This window comes from Holophagales bacterium, from assembly GCA_016699405.1.
Taxonomy (GTDB): Bacteria; Acidobacteriota; Thermoanaerobaculia; order Multivoradales; family JAGPDF01; genus JAAYLR01.
The window spans coordinates 2,194,581-2,215,084 of the sequence record CP064972.1 but is presented as its reverse complement, the minus strand read 5'-3'; the positions used below and the strand labels follow the sequence as shown (position 1 = coordinate 2,215,084).

Annotated in this window: 10 protein-coding genes; 4 read left to right on the top strand and 6 right to left on the bottom strand. The window is 66.0% G+C overall.

The genetic code is table 11. From position 1 onward, the window contains the following. Positions 1–14 precede the first annotated feature (14 nt). The 4 genes from IPJ17_09210 to IPJ17_09195 form a co-directional block, all read right to left on the bottom strand. Positions 15–1,253, bottom strand: coding sequence for a hypothetical protein (locus tag IPJ17_09210; GenBank protein QQR75730.1), 1,239 nt, complete (start codon positions 1,251–1,253; stop codon positions 15–17). A gap of 44 nt (positions 1,254–1,297) precedes the next feature. Beyond that, entirely contained in the window at positions 1,298–5,089 is a 3,792-nt protein-coding gene (locus tag IPJ17_09205) for an SBBP repeat-containing protein (GenBank protein ID QQR75729.1), read from the bottom strand. 439 nt (positions 5,090–5,528) lie between these two features. Then, on the bottom strand, positions 5,529–7,346 hold the full coding sequence (locus IPJ17_09200) for a sigma 54-interacting transcriptional regulator (protein ID QQR75728.1): 1,818 nt from the start codon (positions 7,344–7,346) through the stop codon (positions 5,529–5,531). 7 nt (positions 7,347–7,353) lie between these two features. Continuing rightward, a complete protein-coding gene (locus tag IPJ17_09195) occupies positions 7,354–9,969 on the bottom strand; it encodes a serine/threonine protein kinase (GenBank protein ID QQR75727.1) in 2,616 nt (871 codons plus the stop codon). Positions 9,970–10,240: 271 nt separating this feature from the next. On the opposite strand from IPJ17_09195, the gene IPJ17_09190 reads away from it, so the two are divergent. The 4 genes from IPJ17_09190 (at position 10,241) to IPJ17_09175 (ending at position 15,330) form a co-directional block, all read left to right on the top strand. Beyond that, positions 10,241–10,465 (top strand): DUF2892 domain-containing protein, encoded by a 225-nt coding sequence (locus tag IPJ17_09190; protein QQR75726.1) that lies wholly within the window; start codon positions 10,241–10,243, stop codon positions 10,463–10,465. A 112-nt stretch (positions 10,466–10,577) separates the two neighbouring features. Continuing rightward, positions 10,578–11,921 carry a GAF domain-containing sensor histidine kinase gene (locus tag IPJ17_09185; protein ID QQR75725.1) on the top strand — a complete coding sequence of 448 codons (1,344 nt, stop codon included), beginning with the start codon at positions 10,578–10,580 and terminating at the stop codon, positions 11,919–11,921. 6 nt (positions 11,922–11,927) lie between these two features. Beyond that, entirely contained in the window at positions 11,928–12,590 is a 663-nt protein-coding gene (locus tag IPJ17_09180) for a response regulator transcription factor (protein ID QQR75724.1), read from the top strand. Positions 12,591–12,726: 136 nt separating this feature from the next. Beyond that, a complete protein-coding gene (locus IPJ17_09175; GenBank protein ID QQR75723.1) occupies positions 12,727–15,330 on the top strand; it encodes a hypothetical protein in 2,604 nt (867 codons plus the stop codon). A 280-nt stretch (positions 15,331–15,610) separates the two neighbouring features. Here IPJ17_09175 and IPJ17_09170 read toward each other — a convergent pair whose 3' ends face one another. Both IPJ17_09170 and IPJ17_09165 read right to left on the bottom strand, forming a co-directional pair. After that, on the bottom strand, positions 15,611–17,515 hold the full coding sequence (locus tag IPJ17_09170) for a cytochrome b/b6 domain-containing protein (protein ID QQR75722.1): 1,905 nt from the start codon (positions 17,513–17,515) through the stop codon (positions 15,611–15,613). A 37-nt stretch (positions 17,516–17,552) separates the two neighbouring features. Next, the gene (locus tag IPJ17_09165) at positions 17,553–20,492 is read right to left on the bottom strand and encodes a cytochrome c3 family protein (GenBank protein QQR75721.1); all 2,940 of its coding nucleotides are present in this window, start codon (positions 20,490–20,492) and stop codon (positions 17,553–17,555) included. Between the last annotated feature and the right edge of the window lie 12 nt (positions 20,493–20,504).

The window sequence follows — 20,504 nt, the reverse complement described above, 5'->3', positions numbered from 1 at the left end:
CGCACGAGGCCTCACTACTCGGTCAGAACGACGGCCACACCCGACACTCCGGCGAAGTCCTCGGTGATATTGATCACCGCGTTCGCTCCGAGCTTCGCCGCCTCCTTCTTAAGGTCGGCGTCGATTTCCCCGCGCTTTCTGGAGATTCCGACGAGGTTGTACTTCTGGGCGCTCACTCGCCCGAGCTCTCGATAGTGCCCGGCTGGCCTATCGGTGAAATAGAGCGTGACTTCGCCCGGTCGATGGGGACGACCATCCGCTCCGGTCGAGCTCGCGACGGGCGAGCTACCGACCGGCATGCCGCTCGGGTTCGTCGCACTTCCGCCGCTCGAAGGTGGCGTCGCGCTACGCGCTTCGCTCCGCCTGATCATCGCCTCAATCACCGGTTGGCTGACGCCCTTCTTCTTGAGCGCGACGAGGGCATCGACCGAAACGTCGAAGCCCTCGGCTGGTGCCTGCTGGATCTTCGCCAGGATGATCGAGTCGCCGAGCCCGGAGGCGGCCAGGGCAACGATGTCCTGGTTCGAGAGTCGCTCCGCTTCCGACCCGGCGGATGGTTTCGTTCCCTGGGTCGAGATCGGGGCCGGCACCTGCCGGTCAACTCGCGGAGCCGGGGCCACCGCCTGACTTCCCGCGGTGGAACGGAGGGCGGCCAGGAACTCCTGAGACCTAGCCAACACGGCATCTGCGTCGAGGAGCGCATCCGAGAGCGTCTCGTTGTAGTTCTCGGCGCTGTAGGAACGCCCGAATCGCTTTGCGCTGCCCGTCACGACGCCCTTCCAACGCAGCGATCCCGACGCGTCCCTCACCGCGACGTTCAGCAGGACCGACCCGACATAGGTCGACTCCTCGACGACCTTGAGCTCGGTGACCTCCGCGGTGAGCACGACCGTCCCACCGGAGTCGACGATCGGTAACCCCAACTCGGAGAGGAAGCGGCGCAGCTGCCCGCGACAGAATTCGGGGACGGAGTCCGCAGTCGACACCGGAAGCACGACTCCGTCGTCGGCATCCTCCCGGTTCTCGCCGATCAGCTCCGGCGGACCGCTGCGAGCGTCGGTGAAGGCCCCGACCTCGACACGGACTCCCTGCAGCGCCGTCAGGTCGATGGCGCCGAGACCGAGCTCACCGACTTTCGTCGTCGGCGCCCATTGCAAAGTCAGGTTCGACAACGGCTTCTTCTTGGCGAGCACTGGAGTGAATGAGACCGTCAGCATGAGAGGGAACAGGACGAGCAGCGGTCGACAGCGCATGCGACTCTCCTTTATAGGGAATCTCCCACAACAACATACCCTGACTAACGTCTGCTGGCGCTCTGAGCGCTCACCCTGACCACTTCGAGCGGCACGGCGTCCTCCAAAGATGTCCGCTCGTTCAGCGCCTCGAATTCGGCTCTGGCGGCCTCCCGAACAACATCGGGCGACGCACTCGCCTGCGAGGAGCAAGTCGCGAAGGCACTGGTGTCCTGAATAGGCTGGAACTTCGTGTGAGGTTGGTTGGTATAGGTCCTAACTGCACCGGTCCCCGTGTCGGTGACGGTCATCACCACGTTAACGTCCGTCAGCCCACCTGCGAAGACCCAGTAGTGCCCGCCTAGGCCGCACCCATTCAGGACCTTGACGACCACCTCGACGTTTGAGCTGGCGAAGAACCACAAATACCCGGTATCCGCGGTCAATTGGACGGCCTGAGCGACGCCTGCGTTGCCCCCGCCAGCATCGAATCGAGCGGTTACCTGGAAGCGATTCCCATTGAGGCAGAGCGCCGTAGCCGTCTCGACGCACGGTCCACCTCCGCCACCGTCCACCTTCGAAGTAACAGTGAAATCCCCGATGTTGTCGGGATAGTAGTGGTCGTTGACAGCGAATTCGAGCGCTCCACTTCGATCGGCAATGAAGCTCCCGCCGCGCCCGACGTAGAACCAGGGCCCGCCGGAGCCAACCCGAGCCACGAGCGAGGCTACCTCCGACGAGGGCACTGGACAGCTCGAAGTGCAGGTCTGTCCGTTCCCCTCTGGCCCAGCCGACGGGTGCCCGGGCTCAGTAGCCCAGGAGTTCATCCGGCCCCAGGCGTTGATGGTGACTCGGTCCCCTGAGCCGACGGAGAGGCCTGTCGCAGAGCCTGCGGAACTGGATGGAACGACCAGATTGACCGAGCCATCGGCTCCCACGCACCTCGAGCTACCGAAGCCGAATCGGTCGCGGCCGGCGCCATCATCGGCTCCTCCTTGGCTGAAGGTCGAGAGGAACTCGTAGTAGTAGGTCCCATTCACCAACCGCATGAGCGCGACGGTCAGGTAATAACAGCCCGGCAAGGGAGGTGCGTGCGCGATCCAGCCGGTGTCGACGTTCGTCCAGGCGCTATTGGCCGCGAGGTAGCCAAGGTCGTAGGTTGCGAGCGTCGAGTGATAGACCGTCTGGCCGAAGACCGGAAGGTCGGTCGTCGCCCAGAGCTGCAATTGGAGCGGGCCAGCCGTCGACGAGCTCGAGTTCGAGATGCGTGGCACCTCCATTCGCGTGCCCAGGGTGCTCCAGTCACCGGAGACAAATCCCTCGAGAGCTAGGCCGTTCGCTCTCTCGACAAGGCGCCCAGAACCAATCGGAGAACCCGGAGCCGCGGCAGCCAGGTTTGCGTGCAAGCGGCCGGCCGAAAGCTCACGCCACGCGCTCTCCCTGACCACCTCGAGCGACACGGCATCCCCCAAGGATGTCAGCTCGTTTAGCGCCTCGGATTCGGCTCTGGCGGCCTCCCGAACAACATCGGGCGACGCACTCGCCTGCGAGGAGCAGGTCGCAAATGCGCTAGTGTCCTGAATGGGTTGGAACTTCGTGTGAGGTGGGTTGGTATAGGTCCTGACTGCACCGGTCGCTGTGTCGGTGACCGTCATCACGACATTGACGTCCGTCAGCCCACCAGCGAAGACCCAGTAGTGACCACCCAGGCCGCACCCGTTCAGGACCTTGACGACCACCTCGACGTTCGAGCTGGCGAAGAACCATAGATAGCCTGTGTCAGGGGTAAGTTGGACAACGTTGGCCAAGCCCGAGTTCCCGCCCCCCGCGTCGAAAGCCGCAGCCACCTGGAAGCGGGAGTTGTTGAGGCAGAGTACTGTCGAGCCCGCAGAACAGGCGGCGGGGCCTGGTGTACCGATCTTCGCTACGAAAGCGTCGCTCCCGCCGCCGGAGGTTGCCTGTATCGAGCCTGCACCAGTGCCCGGAAAACTCGTCGAACTCGTGTAGCCAGCCACATAGGCGTTGCCAAGGCCGTCGACGGCGATTCCGTATGCCTGATCCAGCGCCGGGCCACCCAGAAACGTCGCGTACACAACTCTGGTGCCTGCGCTGTCGATCTTCGCTACGAGCGCGTCCCTCCCGCCGCCGTTCACAGACTGGATCGAGCCCCCGTCGATACCCGGAACTGTGGCAGATTCACTCAAGCCGGCCACATACGCGTTGCCGGCGGGATCCACAGCGACCGCAAGTAGATAGTCGTTGTCGCGACCGCCCAGAAAGCTCGAGTAGAGGATTCTCGTGCCCGCCGCATTGACCTTTGTAACAAAGGCGTCACCACCAGGGTCACCGAGCGTCGGTTGGATCGAGCTCCCAGTGACACCGGGGAAGATCGCGGAGTCTGTACCGCCTACGATGTAGGCATTCGCCGCGGCATCTACAGCAACGGCCCGGCCCCAGTCGGCTCCGCTGCCGCCGAGGAAGGTCGAGTACGAGATGCGTGTTCCACCGGCACCTATCTTTGTAATGAAAGCATCAAAGGAACCACCGTGATGGGTCGGCTGAATGGAACTCCCACCAGTTCCAGGAAACGACGTCGAGGCCGTAGCGCCCGTCACGTACGCGCTGCCTGTAGCGTCGACCGCGATCCCGGCGAAATAGTCTGTGTCACCTCCTCCCAGGAATGTCGAGTAGAGGATCGCGGTCCCGGTGGCATTGATCTTCGTGACGAAGATGTCGCTCAGACCACCACCATTCGATGGCTGGATCGAGCTGCCGTTGACGCCGGGAAAGAAGCTTGACCTGGTGCCACCGGCGATGTACGCATTGCCGGCGACGTCCACCGCGACGACACCGCCATAGTCGGCATCCGCACCACCCAAGAATGTCGAGTAGAGAACGGCGGTACCCGTGGAGTTGATCTTCGTAACGAACGCGTCGTAGGTGCCGCCGCCGTATGACGCCTGAATCGAAGCCCCGCTAAGGCCAGGAAGAGCAACGGAGGAGGTTGTGCCTACGAGGTACACATTCCCGACAGCGTCAACTGCGATGTTCGGGTAGTTCGAGTAGTCGTCCCCCGACCCTCCCAGAAACGTCGAGTAGACGATCGCAGTTCCTGCCGCGTTGATCTTTGTAACGAAGAGGTCCGCGCCACCCCCGAGCGTCGGTTGGAGCGAGCTCCCGCTAGTGCCAGGGAAGACGGCCGAGTGAGTCACTCCCGCCACATAGGCATTGCCGCCGCCGTCGACGGCGATGCCTCTTGCACTGTCACTGTCGCCGGCGCCAAGGAATGTCGAGTAGACCAACAAAGGGTCAATCACTAGCGGCTGAGCTGGATCATACCGACCCACCTCGAAGCCAACTTCTTGATTGACGGGGTCAGCCCTGCCTAGCGACGGAGCAGAGGGAAATACCACGAAGTGCCCGTCCACTCGACGTCGTCGCCCTCCGAACTCCTGGTACAAGGTCGGAGCGGGCTGGACTAGATCACCAACCGCCGTATGCAGAATCAGCTCGCCTCGTGTCCCGAGGCTGATCGCGTCAGTGCCGGCGAAGGCCAGCCGTATCCGCGCTGGGTTCGCGTGCGGCGCAAGGACGACATCATACTCGAGCTGGCCCTGGTTCCCTCGGTAGACGAGGTCTACTCTTGGATAGACGCCCTCGACACGGATGCGAGCGTAGTGAGAAACGCTTGTGTGCCACTTTCGCGGGTCGTTACCTACTAGGTAGTTGCTGGTCGTAGCTATTGGTTCGAGTCCGCTCATGTGGGCGTCGCTGTTCCCCCCGACGAGTTGCATTCTCAGGACTGCAGAGTCCTTCCCTGGGCGGGCCAAGTTGAACACCGCTTCGGTGGGCGTCAAGAAGAGCGTGAATCCTCGTCCTCGACTCAGGAATCGGACTTCACGATCTACCTGCCCCTCATTGGCCTCGAATGTGAGCGGAAGCCTCCCGTACTTCTCTGTGATCTCGGCTGATCGCGTGAGGTTCCGTGTTGACTGACTTGCACATACTGGGGTCGCCCAAGCGGAGAGCCCCACCATTGCACACGAAAAGAAGAGGTCAACGGATCGCATCACGCTCCCTTTCAATCCCGTTCCGCTTGCTAGAGGCACCTCTGAGGGCAGGACGTTTCTGCCTGTCTCGCCTTCCAGTGGACAGCACGTTCGATGCCACTTGCGCATGCGGACCTGAGGCCGTCGAGGCCCGCCTGGCCGCCCACTCGGCCTGGCTGGTACCCAACTCGGCGCCAACTTCAGTGGGCGCCGGTCGCAGGTTGTCTCACGATGCGGAGAGTGGACCTCAGCCCAGCCCGAGCCGCTTCATCTTCTTCCTAAGGCCTTCGCGGCTGAGGTCGAGGAGGCGGGCGGCGGCGGCTTTGTTGCCGGAGGTGGCTTCGAGGGCGCGGCGGATCGCTTCCCGGTCGATGCGGGCGTGGCGCTCGGCGCGCTCGGGGCCTTCGGCGAGGCCACTACGCGCCGCGGGGGAGAAGCCAGTAGAGGCCGAGCTCGGCGAGGAGCTCTCGGTGGCCGCGGGCTCGGGGAGATGGAGATGCTCGCTGCGCAGGAGATCGCCGGAGGGGCATGCGACGACCGCGCGAAGGATCTCGCTCTCGAGATCGCGCACGTTGCCGGGCCAGTCGTAGGCCATCAGAAGCTCGAGGGCGCGACGGCTCACGCCGCGCAGCGACTTGTGGTACTCGGCGGCGAAGCGCCGAGCGAAGGCAAGGACGAGCGCCGGGATGTCCTCCCGCCGCTCGCGTAGCGGCGGCACTCGGATCTCGAGCTGGCGCAGGCGGTAGTAGAGGTCCGCACGGAAGGAGCCGTCGCGCACCATCGCCGGTAGATCGCGATTGGTCGCCGCGATGACTCGCACGTCGACCTTGCGTGCCTGCGAGGCGCCGAGCGGCCAGACCTCGCGCTCCTGCAAGACGCGGAGCAGCTTCGCCTGGAGAGCAGGCGACATGTCGCCTATTTCGTCGAGGAGCAACGTGCCGCCATGGGCGCTCGCGAAGTGGCCGGGGCGCGCGGCCACACCTGTTGCTGCCCGATCGACGACTCCGAACAGCTCCGCCTCCAAGAGCTCACCTGGCAACGCGGGGCAACTCACCGGGACGAAGGGCCCGCGCCCTCTCGCTCCCGAACCATGGAGGAGACGGGCGACCAGCTCCTTTCCAGTACCACTCTCGCCGAGCAACAGGACGTCGGCCCGGGAGGAGAGCGCGGCCCGCACCCGCTGCAACAGATCGCGGGTCGCCGGCGCGCTACCGAAGATCGCGCCGTCGGGCAGTCGCAGATCCTCGTGCGTCACTTCCAATGGGGACGCGACCTTCTCTACGCCGCCTCCCGAGAGCTTCAACAGGAGATACTCGAGCAGCGCTCGGCGCCACAGGCTGCCGGCATCGGCCAGCGCTGCCGTTCGCGCGGCGATCGCTGCCAGACCATCCGGCCGCCACGCGATCTGCCACCGTCCTTGCGCAGCGAAGCGCTCGGCGCCTCGCCGGCGCAAACGCACCGGAACCCGTTCCAAGACCGCTTCCAGATCATCTCCTTCGAGGTCACCGGCCAGCTCTTGAACGGCCGGCCGGGCGCGGTCTGCGAGATCGACCAGCACCAAGAGCTCGGCGCCGAGGATGGTCCGTACGCGCTCGAAGAGGCTCGACCTCCGCTGACCGAGCATCGCCCGCGACATCGTCTCCACCTCACGGATCAACACGATGCCGTGGCGAGCCGCGCCCTCCTCGCCATGGCCTCCGCGGCTCGCCGAAGGGTCGGGGACCACTTCGGTGGTTCGCTCGGTCTCGCCGAGCGAGAGCGCGATCTCCAAGTCGCCAGCCGACGCATCGAGCAGGCGCAGCTCGATGTAGCCGATCCGCACAGAGACGCCGGGTGTCAAAAGCACTTCGGCTACGCGCCTGCCAGCGACGACCAGGCCGTTCTTCGAGCCGAGGTCGATCAGCCGCACTCCCCCGCTCACCAGCTCGAATCGCGCATGCCGGCGAGAGACGCCGGGGAACGGCAGAACGAGTGCGTTCGAGCTCGCTGAACCGAGAACGCCCTCCTTCTCCGCCAGTACCAGCTCCCGGACCAACTCGCCGTGTAAGACGAGGAGTCGCCTCACGTCGGCTCTATCGTCCACTCGCGACTCTCTCTTGCTCGCGGAGACGCGCTGACAACGCTCGCAGTCGGTCTTCGGCCAAATGGCGATCGAATCGCGCTGCCACGTCCGTGCCTGCCGCGAGTGTGAAAGCGGCTAAGGCCCGCGCGAAGGCAGTCTTCGCCTCCTCCGCACGGCCTAGCTCGCCGAGGAGCTGGCCGCGGAGTGAATGGAGCTGACCTTTCGCCTCGTCCGCTCGCGCGAGAATCGGGTCGAGCTCGGCGATTAGGTCCGCCGGCGGGGCACCGGCAGCGTGCCGGATCTCCAGGTACCACGACTTGATGGGATCGGTCGAGTTCGGAAGCATCGGGTCGAGACCTTCCACATCCACCGGTGCGCCCGAACGCCAGTTCACGTACTGCTCGGCAAGTCGCCCCATTGCGGGGGCACCCGAGCTGTCGAGGAACGACGCAATCGAGCGCCGCGCCGCCTCCCAGTTGCCGGCCTCGGCGAGCGCGGTGACGAGGGCGAAGAGGTAGTAGTGCTTCTGCCGTCCACCCGTCGGCCCGCCATCGAACATCAGACCCTTCTCGTACCAGGCGGCCGCACGCCGCAGATCGCCGGCGAGATGAAATGCCTTGGCCGCGTCCCAGGCGACATTGGATGGCGACTCGGCACGCAGAAAGAGCGGCTCGAGCCGCTCCTCGGCCTCCTTCTCACGGCCGGCCGAGATGAAGGCGCGGCCCAGCCAGCGCTCCGCTACCTCCGCCAGGCGAACGTCTCCGGCCTGGCGCGCCGATTCGAGTGCGACTGACATCTCGGCAACCGCCTGCGAGGTCGCCCCGACTCCCCGTGAGCGCTCCGCCTCTCGAAGAGCGGTGTACGCTGCTTCCCGAGCCTTCCGGCGGAACCCATCGTGGTCGATGGGTAGCGAGACGGATGATCCGTCGTAGCGCAATCTCTCTCGCCGCCCATCTTCATAGCTCACCGAAAGCGTCCTGGTGGCGTCGTCGAGCTCGATCACCTTCCCCTCGACTCCGAGATCACATGCCACTCTTCCGGGCGGGAGAAGCGAGTACCAAAGCAGATCACTTGGTACCACTCCGTTGTCGCGCGGCAGCTCCGGTGAGAACGCCCTACCGGGATGAGCACGAACACCCTCGATTCCGTGCACGATCGGCAGCTTGACGGCAGCCATCGCGTTAATCCAACCCATTCCGTTGTTGATGCCGAGCAGCAGGAGCACCGGCGCGCCGTCGATGCGGTGGACGCCGGCCGGGCAGTAGTGACCGAGCGCCTGAAAGACGATCGACCAACGACTCGCCGCCGGCTCGAACATCATCACGAACGATGGCGCCTTGAGCATGTGATTGAAGCTGGCGAAAATCTCGTCGATGCCATCCCCGTCGACGTCCTCGGCCCGGAGGCGGCCCGGCACGAAGCGCGGGCTCACATCGTGGAACGGAATCTCGGTTGTCGGAACTTCCATCTCGCGGATGACTTTCCCGGTTTCGGGGTCGAGAAAGGTCAAGGTTCGGGCAGCTCGGGATGGCAAGTCGGCGAGCGAGAGGGGAAACAGGGCGACTGTCTTTCGAGCCCCAGGCTCGATCCGCGCCAGTGTCGCGCGTTCGGCGACGCCCGGGCCGATGTCCGCAAGGCGCCAGAGCTCGTGCCCCTTCTCGTCGACCGCGACGACGGCTCCACCCTCACCTTCCACCAGATGCGAGAAGCGCGGGCGAGTAGCCAGGTACCAGGTCGCGAGTCCGGCTAGCAACAGCACCACACCGGAAGCGACGCTCGCGGCGCGACGATGCCGCCGCCAGAGTGCCCGCGCGATGCCGGTCCGATGGGAGCGGAGGCTCGTCAGCGCCTCGCCGGCCGACGGGTAGCGCTGCGACGGCTCCTTCTCCAGCAACCGAGCGACGAATGCCGCCAACCAGGCCGGCACTTCTGGCCGCAGAGCCCGCACGTCGGGCGCTGCCCGTTGGAGATGGCCGACCACCGTCTCGAGCCTTGTACCAGCTGGCTGGGGCGATCTGCCCGCCAGCATTTCGAATAGCGTCACACCCAGCGAGTAGAGGTCTGATCTCCCGTCGATCGGCGACCCCCTGAACTGCTCCGGCGCCAAGTACTCGACTGTCCCGACGAAAGCGGCTTCCGAGGTCAGCCGAGTCAGGCCGTCGGGCTCGAGCGACAATGCGAGCCCGAAGTCGGCGAGCTTCGCGTGGCCGGAGGCGTCAAGCAGCACGTTGCCGGGCTTCACGTCTCGGTGAACGATTCCGTGGGCATGCAGCGCCTCGAGCCCGGTTAGAATCTCGGCGGTCAACGCCACGGATCTCTCGATCGAGAGCGGTCCACGACGAAGCTCCGCCTTCAGGCTCCCCCCCTCGGCCAGCTCCATGGTGAGAAAGGACAGCTCGGCATCGGTGTCGAAGTCGAAGTCGAATACGCGCGCGAGATGCGGGCACGCTACGTCCCGAGCTACCGCTACCTCTCGTCGCAAGGCGACGAGACGCGGGTCGCGACTCGAGGACTTGAGAACCTTCAAGGCGATCGATCGCTTGAGCTCGCGATCGAACGCCCGGTAGACGACGGCGAACCCGCCGACCCCGAGGCACTCCTCGACAGCGAATCGCCGTGCGACCACGGTTCCGGCACCAAGCAGTGGAAGCGGCCTGCCGCTCTCCTCAGCTCCACTCCAGGTGGCTGTTGCGTCAGCGTCTTGCAACGGCGTACTCTCGGATGCGACTCATCCTACATGACACCCGGAACGCGCGAGCTCACAGAACCCTGCCGCCTCCGTTCCGCTTCACCCCGCGCCCAGCCCCCACCCCGCCGGGTGGGGAAACGACCACCCACAAAGCCGTTGAAGGGCCGGGGCGCGACTGCGAGCATCCCCGCGACTTTCCGGAGCGCCCTTGACCTTCGCCTTCCGCAACCTCGCGACGTGGGACCGCATCCTGCGCATCCTCCTGGGCGCCACGCTGCTCGGGCTGGGCTCGCTCGATCTGCTGCCCGACCTCGGGCGGATCGCCCTCGTGCTCTTCGGCTGGGTCCCCCTTGTCACCGGCCTGCTCGGCTGGTGTCCGTTCTACTCGCTGCTCCGCTTCTCCACCCTGCGCCGGCCCCGGCCCAAGGACTGACGCCCGCCCCGGGGAGCCCCCGGGAAGCCCGTGCTACACTTCGCGCCCTCGCTCCGCGGCCAGGGATCTGCGCTCCACCGCCGGCTCCCCGACGACCTCGGGAGGACGCTCGGTGACCCTTCAGCGGCTCAAGATCTACGCCATCCTGAGCTCCGGGATCTTCGTCCTGGTCCTCGAGGTGAGCCGCCACCTTCTCTATCCCTACCTGCTCTCGCTCTCCGGTCGCCTGCTGATCGACGGCGTCCTGGCGGTCGTCGCCCTGTTCTTCTTCGGCGCCTTCTTCCACGTCCTCGACACGATGCAGGCGCAGCTCGAGCGGCAGAACCGCGAGTTGCTGGCGCTCCACCAGGCGGGCCTCGACATCGCCGGCGAGCTGTCGCTCGAGGCGGTGCTGCAGAAGGTCGTCGACCAGGCGCGACACCTGATCGAGAGTCGCTACGGCGCCCTGGCGATCTACGACGAGGCGGGAAAGATCGGCACCTTCGCCACCTCCGGCCTGTCGACCGAGGAGCGCGAGCGGATCGGCGCCGGGCCGTCCGGGCGCGGACTGCTCGGCGTCCCCCTCGGTGAAGGCCAGCGGCTCCGCCTCGACGACATCACGCGCGATCCCCGGCGCGTCGGCTTCCCGGACCACCACCCGGCGATGCGGTCGCTCCTCGCCGTGCCGATCCAGTGCAAAGGACCCTTCCGCGGCAACCTCTACCTCTCCGAGCGCACCGACGGCGCTCCGTTCTCACGCGAGGACGAGGAGACGCTCGCCCGCTTCGCCGTCCAGGCGGCGGTGGCGATCGATAACGCGCACCTGCATCGCCGGGTGCGCGACCTGGCGGCCTCCGAGGAGCGCCTGCGGCTCGCTCACGAGATGCACGACGGGCTCGCCCAGGTGCTCGCCTACGTGAACACCAAGGCGCAGGCGGTCCAGGGCTTCCTCCGGCACGGCAAGAGTCAGGAGGCGAGCGACCAGCTCAACCAACTCGCCGCCGCGGCGCGCGAGGTCTACGCCGACGTGCGCGAGGGGATCCTCGGCCTGCGCGTGACCTCCTCCGCCCTCGCCACCCTTCCCGAGACGATCCGCGACTACGTCGAGCGCTGGACCGGCCAGACCGGGATCGCGACCGAGGTCGAAGTCGATCGCCGCCTGCGCCTCCCCACCGCAGTCGAGCTCCAGGTCTTCCGCATCGTCCAGGAGGGGCTCGCCAACGTCCGCAAGCACGCCCGCGCCGACGAAGTCCGAGTCCGCTGCAGCAGCGGCTCTGGCCGGGTCCGGGTGGTCATCGAGGACAACGGGGTAGGATTCCGTCCCGAGGCCCTGGGACGAGCCGAGTTTCCCCGCTTCGGTCTGGCGACGATGCGCGAGCGCGCCGAGAGCCTGGGGGGACAGTTGACCGTCCACAGCACGCCCGGTGAAGGGACCCGTGTCGAAGCGGAAATCCCTCTGCCGCCACTCGGGAGGTGACCCAGCATGCGGATCCTGATCGCCGACGACCATTCGCTCTTCCGCGACAGCCTGCGCAGCCTGATCGAGGCCCAGGGCCACGACGTGGTGGGCGAGGCGCGCAATGGCCGCGAGGCGGTCGAGCTGGCCAAGCGGCTGCGGCCGAATATCGTCTTGATGGACCTGACGATGCCGGAGCTCGACGGGTTGGCCGCCACGCGCCTGCTCACGGCGGAGGCCTCCGACGTCAAGGTCGTCGTGCTGACCGCCTCGGACGACGACTCGAACCTCTTCGAGGCGATCAAGTCCGGCGCTCAGGGCTACCTGCTCAAGGACCTCGAGGCGTCGCAGTTCTTCACCCTGCTCGAAGGGGTCGAGCGTGGCGAGCCGGCGTTGACCCCGAGTCTCGCCCGCCGCCTGCTCGCCGAGTTCGCCCACCCGGCCAAGTCGGCGCAGCGCGAACAGAACCCCGACGCCCTCACCGACCGCGAGCGCGAAGTGCTCGAGCTCCTGGTGCGGGGCGTGACGTCGAACCGCAAGCTCGCCGCCAAGCTCGGCGTCTCGGAGAACACCGTCAAGTTCCACCTGCGCAACATCCTCGACAAGCTCCACCTGAACAACCGCGCCCAGGTGGTCAGCTACGCCCTGCGCCACCGCATGGTCGAGTTGCCCAAGGACAGCGGCGGGTAGGCCTGTGGTCCGACGGATCGTCCGCTCGGACTTCGGTTCCATGGGCTCGCCAAAGTGCGGCGACCGCCACGGGTAGCCAAGTTGTCGCTCGGCGACGATTCGGAGCGCGAGGTGGGGGCCACGCGTGTCTAGAATCTTGTCGAAGAAACTCTCCCCCCTTGCGGGTGCGCTCTCCCTACTGGTCCTTGCTGGCTCGAGTTCCGCTGCAGGGTCTTCCGGCTGGGCATGGGACAACCCGCGACCCCAGGGAAACGACCTTCTCGGAGTCTGGGGAAGCGGCCCGAACGACGTGTTCGGGGTAGGAGGAGAGGGGACCATCGTCCACTTCGACGGAACCGAATGGGCCTCGTTGACCTGGGGAGAGGCCGACGACCCTCTAGCTCTCCTCGGCGTGTGGGGCAGCAGCGAAACGGACGTCTTCGCGGTGGGGGCGCATTCCTCATCCAAAGGCAGGATCCTCCACTACGACGGAAGGTCGTGGACGTCGGTCGACCCGCAGCCGAGGTATCGCGCCAGCGCCGTGTGGGGAAGCGGGGCACGCGACGTGTTCGTGGTCGGCGAAGTCGGGATGATCCTGCACTACGACGGCGCCACCTGGTCTTCGATGGCAAGCGGGACCTTCGAAACTCTGCGGAGCGTCTGGGGAAGCCGCAGCAACGACGTCTTCGCTGTCGGTGACTCCGGCACGATCCTCCACTACGACGGCGTGAGGTGGTCGCCGATGGCGACCGGGACCTCCAACAGCTTCAACAGCGTATGGGGCACTGGCCCGACCAACGTCTTCGTCGTCGCCTACTACTGGGAGGCCACCTCCAGTCCCATCTTGCACTACGACGGCAGCACCTGGTCGCCGATGTCGGTCAACACCACCGAATCTCTCTGGACCATCTGGGGCACGAGCGGCACCGACGTCTACGTGACCGGACACAACACCGTTCTGCACTACGGCGGCGAGACATGGACACCAATAGACACCGGCCACTCTGGAAACTTCCCGGGCCTCTGGGGCAGCAACGCCCACGAGATCTTCCTGATGGGCTGGGCCGGAGAGATCCTTCACTTCGACGGGAGCATCTGGCGGCAGCGCAAGACCAGCACGACGTACTCGAGTCTCGGCGGTCTTTGGGCCAACAACGCAAGCGACATCTTCGCAGTCGGCGACCAGGGCACGATTCTCCACTCCAACGGAAACTCCTGGTCAACCATGGCCACGGGGACCTCGGAGCCACTCTGGGGGGTTTGGGGAACAAGCGGGAGGGACGTCTTCGCGGTCGGAGTATCCGGAACGATCCTCCACTTCGATGGAGGCGGTTGGACGCCGATGAGAAGCGGATCTTCGTCTTCGCTCACCGGCGTCTGGGGTAGCAGCAGCACGGACGTTTTCGCCGTAGGCGAGGCAGGGACGATCCTGCACTACGACGGCAGGGCCTGGTCGTCAATGGCAAGTGGCACCAGCAACTTCCTCTGGCGAGTCTGGGGTAGCGGGGGAAGCGATGTGTTTGTCGTGGGCACCAATGGAACAGTGCTTCATTATGACGGTGTTCAGTGGTCGCCAGAGAACAGCTCCGTGAGCGTCGACCTCCTGGGCCTTTGGGGCGCAAGCGGAAGCGACGTCTTCGCAGTCGGGCGCAACGGAACCGTCCTGCACTACGACGGCAGCGAATGGTCGCCCATGGTGAGCCCGGCCCACACTGATCTCGGCGCGGTTTGGGGAAAGGACGGCGAAGATGTATTCGCCGTCGGAGCCTATGCGCGAGTATTCCACTATGACGGGCGCGAATGGTCTCCCATTCGCTCATCGGCTAGCGGGTATTACTACGACCTATATGGCGTAGGCGGAAGCAGCGGCGGCAGCGTCTTCGCAGTGGGCAGCCACGGAACCATCCTGCGCTACGACACGGCTTGCGTTCCTGGAGGATCGAACGTGTGCCTCGCAGGCGGGCGGTTTGATGTCGAGGCCAGATGGAGAACCTCCGCCGGGGCGTCGGGAGCCGGGCGCGCCGTCCAGCTAACGAGTGACACGGGTTACTTCTGGTTCTTCAATGACGCGAACGTGGAACTGGTCGTCAAAGTGCTTGACGCATGCTCCTTTCCTGGCGCAGCTCGCTTCTGGGTGTTTGCCGGTGGCCTCACGGACGTCGAAGTCACGCTGACGGTCCGCGACTCCGAGACTGGGAAAGTCACGAGCTACCACAACCCACAAGGCACTCCGTATCAGCCGGTCCAGGACACCAGTGCCTTCGCGACGTGCAGCTCGGCGAGGACTTCCTCACCAGCCGATACTGGCGGGGCGTCGGAATCGGAGCCGAGAGACCTCTCGAAGCTCCTCGGCGAATGGGCGGCCAGTCGGCCCCTGGCGGGCAAAGGTGGGCAGACTGCAGGGGCTGGATCCTGCACGGCCAGCTCGACAGTCGCCTGCCTGAACCATGGCCGCTTTCGAGTTACCGCCCGCTACGATTCTGGTACCGGCAACTCGGGCGAGGCACAGGTCGTCCAACTGACGCCCGACACCGGCTATTTCTGGTTCTTCGCCAGCTCGAACGTGGAGGCTTTGGTGAAGGTACTCGACGGTTGCAGTGTGGGCGGGCACTACTGGGTATTTTCCGGCGGACTGACGGACGTGAAGGTGGACTTGACGGTCGCCGACACGGTGACTGGCGCGTCGAGGACGTATTCAAATCCCCTCCACACTCAGTTCCAGCCGATTCAAGACACCAGCGCCTTCGCAACGTGCCCCTAAGCCGACTGGGGGAATGTCGCAGTCGGCGTCCCGCAGGTGAGGGCGACTCGCTCATTCCCCCGCCGAGCTCACGCGGGAGACTTGGAAGAGGCGCCAGCTCCAGCATGGCTGAACTGGCGCTCTCGCGAAGAATCCTTGAAACACCGTTACCAAGGTCTCGACCTCGGCACCGTCAGTCACTGCCAGCTCCGCCGCGCCGTGAGGCCCGACAGCTCTGGGAGGTTCAACGGCCAGGCCGCGGGGAGCTCCCGCTGGCCCGGCCGACTTCATCCGGTCCCGATCAGGACTTCTTCGTCTTCGGCTCGATCACCGACTCCTTCCGCTCGAGGGTACGGCCTGGGACCTCCTTGCCGTTGAACCAGGCGGTGTCCATCGGGTAGACCAGCGGGTCGAAGAGCACCCAGTAGAAGTGCCAGACCAGGATGGCGAGGGTCGCCAGGATGGCCTCGTAGAAGTGGACCACGGTCGCGAGGTCGCTCACCCACTTCGGGAAGTTGCTGAGGGTGAAGTTCTCGAACCAGAGCAGCGCCCCGGTCACCGCCATCACGATCGTCCCCCAGATGAGCGCCAGGTACTCGGCCTTCTCAATGTAGCCGAGCGCCGGAGCGTGCGGCATCTCCTTGCGCTTGCCGAGGTACCACTCGATGCGCTCGCGCACCTCCTGCACGTCGTGCAGCGTCGGCAGCATCGCCAGGATGCAAGCCCGGGCACGGCGGTCGATGGCGATGTGGACGAAGTGGAAGAGGAAAGCGGCGATCATCACCAGCGCCGCTCCACGGTGGAGCCAGGCCCGCGCCGGGAAGCTGCTCTCCCAGGAGAGCAAGGGCGCCGCCCACCAGCCGTCGGGGTACTTCAGCGCGAATCCGGTGTAGACCAGCACCATGAAGGAGAGCGCCGTCGCCGCATGGGCGATGCGGAAGCCCTTGTTGAGCCGCTCGCGCCGCTGGCTCTTCGGGATCATCGGACGCACGATCGGCGTCAGCGCCTTGCGCCGCAGATCGAGCAGGTTGTGCAGGAACATGCCGCCGATGGTCATCCAGATCAGCCAGAGGTAGCTCTCGCGGACCCAGTAGACGATCGGGTTCGCGTTCGCCTTGTCGCCCGGCTGCACGTGCACCTCGCCGATGGCGAAGGTCTTGCCGGCGCCCGGATGGCACGAGCCGCAGGTGGCGGCCAGGTTGGCCGGATTGACGTGCGAGCGCGGGTCGCTCGACGGCTGGATGTCGTGCACACCGTGGCACGAGGCGCAGTTGGCCACCGTGGCGCTGCCCGTCTTGTTGGCGAGCCCATGGAAGCTGTCCTGGAATGCCGCCACGGCGTTCGTCTTCATGCCGAACTTCTCGGTGACCCGCAGGTCGGCATGGCAGCGCTCGCAGGTCATCTTCGGCACGTTCGAGGCCGAGACCGGCGAGCCCGACTCGCTCGGGCCGACGATGCGGTGCTCACCATGGCAGTCGGTGCAGACCGGGGCCTCGCGGATTCCGGCCGCCGCAGCACGGCCATGGACGCTCTCCTGGTACTTGGCGGAGATTTCGCCATGGCACTGGCCGCAGAGCTGCGGCACCTTCGAGTGATTGACCCGCGACTTCGGATCGCTCGCCGGCAGCACGTCGTGACCGCCATGACAACTCGAGCAGGTCGCCGCGGGCTTGCCGGCCATCACCGCCTGGTGGTGCACGCTCGCCTCGTAGGCGGCGAGCGGCTGCACGACGCGGAAGCCGAACTTCTCGGCCATTGCCGCCGACGAGTGGCACTGTCCACAGGTCTCCGGCAGCTTCTGCGGATTGATCGCCGACGCCGGGTCGCTGCGCGGCACCAGCGCGTGGATCTTGCCGTGGCAGCTGCCGCAACGGTCCATGCCGGACAACGCGGTGAACTCCGGCTTGCCGTGCACCGACGCCGCGATGCTCTCCTGCACGTCGCCGTGGCACGACGAGCAGTCGGCCTTGGCGGTCGCCGCGTCATGTCCCTCCTGGGCCGCGCCGACGTGACAGTCGGTGCAGCCGAGGCTTCCGTGGACTGTCTTGGCGAAGGCCGCGACGTCGACCTCGTGGCAATCGCCGCACGCCGGCGTCTGCGCCTGCGCGACACCGGACGACACCGTCCAGGCCAAGATCAGCCCGAGGGCGGCGGCGCGACCCACCGCCCGGGCATTCATCCTCCAGAGACCAGCCTCCTCGCTCATGACTCCCCCTGCGATCCCCTGCGGCCGCCGCGAATGCTCAGCGGTAGGCGAAGAGGATGGCGTAGACGATCAACACGATCAGCGTCAGGCCGACGGTGAGGGCGGCGAATCCGAAGATGCGGAATCCGCGCTCGACCGGCTTCGGATAGGCCTCGACGAGATGCGCTTCGAGCTGGCCGCTCTCGACCAGGGCGGCGTACTCGCCGGGCTTGTCGTACTTCAGCTCCTCGATCGGCACCCGGCCGGTGAAGATCACCGGGTCCATCGGGAACTTGTCCGGACGGAAATGCGTGTTGAAGAAGTGAATCGTGAAGATGAACCCGGTGGCAAGCAACGCCTCGTCACTGTGGACGATGGTGGCGACGTTGATCGACCAACCCGGGAGAACGCGCGTCAGCAGCTCGGGGAACCAGAGCACGATCCCGGTGAACCCGATCACCACGACGCCCCAGGCGACGGCGAAGTAGTCGAACTTCTCCCAGTAGGTGTAGCGACCGTAGCGCGGGCGCGGCCCGAGGCCGAGGAACCACTTCAGCGAGCCGATGACGTCCTTGACGTCCTGCCAGGTGAAGAGGATCGTGCCGGGACCGGTGACCATCTGCTTCCAGGTCCAGCCGAGCGCGCGGCGCTTGCGCTTGACGTCCCAGAGATGCAGGGCGAAGACGGTGAAGAGCGTCAACCCGCCGAGGCGGTGCAGCACCGCCATCGTCGGCTGGCCGCCGAGCGCCGTGGCGATCGCCTGCGCCCACCCCGCATAGGAGAACTTGATCGCCATGCCGGTCAGCGAGAGGGTGAAGAACGACATCATCATCAAGATGTGCAGCGCCCGCTGGAAGGTGGTGAAGCGGCGGTAGAACTTCTGACCCGGATGGTGGATCTCCTGCTTGTGGTGGATCCACTCCTCTCGCGTGCGGAAGAGCCGGATCAGCCAGGCGATCGTGTGGATCATGAAGAAGGTCAAGGTCCCCACCAGCAGGGTGGTCATGAAGCGGAACGACCAGAACAGCCACGGGTACTTCTTCCGGTCGTGATGCGTCGAGTGGGTCAGGTACCCGGCGAACTGCCGGTGCGACCCTTCGTGGCACTTGCCGCAGGTCGCCACCACGTTGGCCCGCGAGAGGTGGGAGGCGGGATCCGTCGTCGGCAGGATGTCGTGCGCCCCGTGGCAGTCGGAGCACTTGGCCGCGCCCTCGGTGCCGAGCTGCGAGACCTTGCCGTGGAAGGTTTCGAAGAAGGTCTCGGCCTGTTCCTTATGGCAGCGACCGCACTGCTGCATCATCGCCGTGCGGAAACCGGCCTTCTCGGGCTGACTGATGTTGTGGGCCGAATGGCAGTCCTCGCAGACCGGCAGCTCCATCCCGTCCTTCGGCGAGCCGGTGGCGTGGATGCTCTTGGCGAAGGCCTCCTGGATGCCGTTGTGGCAGGCACCGCAGGTCGCCGCGAGGTTCTTGCGGTTGACCGTCGAGTTCGGGTCGCTCGGCGGCAGCTCGCCGTGCGACGAATGGCAGTTGACGCAGGTCGCGCTGACCACCAGGCCGCCCTGCGTCAGCCCGCGCCCGTGCACGCTGTCGGCGTAGCTCTGGACGATGTCGGGAACGTCGGAGTCGATCCGCACCGCCGCCTTCTCGCCGATGCGGTGGCAGCGCGCGCAGAGCTGCGGCACGTTGCGGGCGAAGGTCGGCGAGCTCGGCGAGCGCCGGCTCTTCGTCTCGTGGTACGAGTGGCAGTCGAGGCAGCCCGGCGCGTCGTGGTCTCCCTTGGCGGCGAACTGCCCGTGGGTGCTCTTGCGGTACTGCTCGACCTGCGAGGCGTGGCAGATGCTGCAGTCGACGCGCGAGCGCACCGTCTCGCAGGGCCGATCGTGGGACGGGCTGACCTCGGTGTGGCACTGCGCGCAGGCGACTTTGGCGTGGGTCGAAAGGCTGTACTTCTCGAGATCGACGTAGAGCGACTTCGTCTTGCCGTCGCGCTCGACTGCCAGGTCCTTGCGCCCATGACACGCCAGGCAGTCGCGATTGGCCATTCCCGCGTCGTAGAAGACCTTGCGGATCTCGTGCGGCTGGTGGCAGTCGACGCAGGCGGGGATCTTGTTCGGTGCCTGCTCCCACAGCTTGCCGTCGATCACCTTGCGATGCACGCGCTCGATCTGGCCGTGACACTGCATGCAGGTGCCGGCCAGGTTCTTGGCGTTGATGCTCGAGCGCGGGTCGGTGTGCGGCAGGATGAAGTGCGAGGTGTGGCAGGAGGTGCAGACCGCGGTGACGGTGAGCCCCTTCTCGAAGAGCCCCTTGCCGTGGATCGAATCGGCGTAGTGCTCGAGGATCGCCTCCTGCGGGATGTCGCGATGCAGCGAGACGTCCGTGCCCTGCTTGTGGCAGCGGCCGCAGAGCAACGGCACGTTCATCACCGCCACCGGCGAGGCCGGGTCCTTGTGCGAGAGGATGGTGTGCGAGCCGTGACAGGTCACGCAGGTGGGCGCGAGCTTGTCGCCCTTGGCCGCGGCCACGCCGTGCAGGCTGGCGTGCTGGGCCGCCGCCACCGCCTGGTGGCACTTGGCGCAGTCGATCGCCCCGACCTTGGTGGGCTTGGCGATCGCGTGGTTGCCGTGGCAGTCGGCGCAGGCTGCCGCCGGATGCCCGTCGACGGTGTGCGAGTGGATCCCGCGGCGGGCGAGCTTCGCCTCGCCGTCGTGGCAGGCGGAGCAGTCGACCGGCGCGACGTCGTCGCCGTGCCCTTCGCCCTGTCCGGCGAGGTCCTGGTGACAGTCGACGCAGGCCAGGCTGGCGTGGACCGACGCCGCGAATTTCGCGCCGTCGACGTGAACGGAGATCTCCTTGCCGGCCCGCGTGCCGGTCAGCGAGTCGTCCGAGTGACAGGCCAGGCAGTCGTCGATGCTCTGGGCCGCGGCAGGCGCAGCGAGCCCGATCGTCGCCCCCACCAGCAGTCCCAGCAGAAGCAGCAGGCGCCTCGTCGTCATGAGCACTTTCCC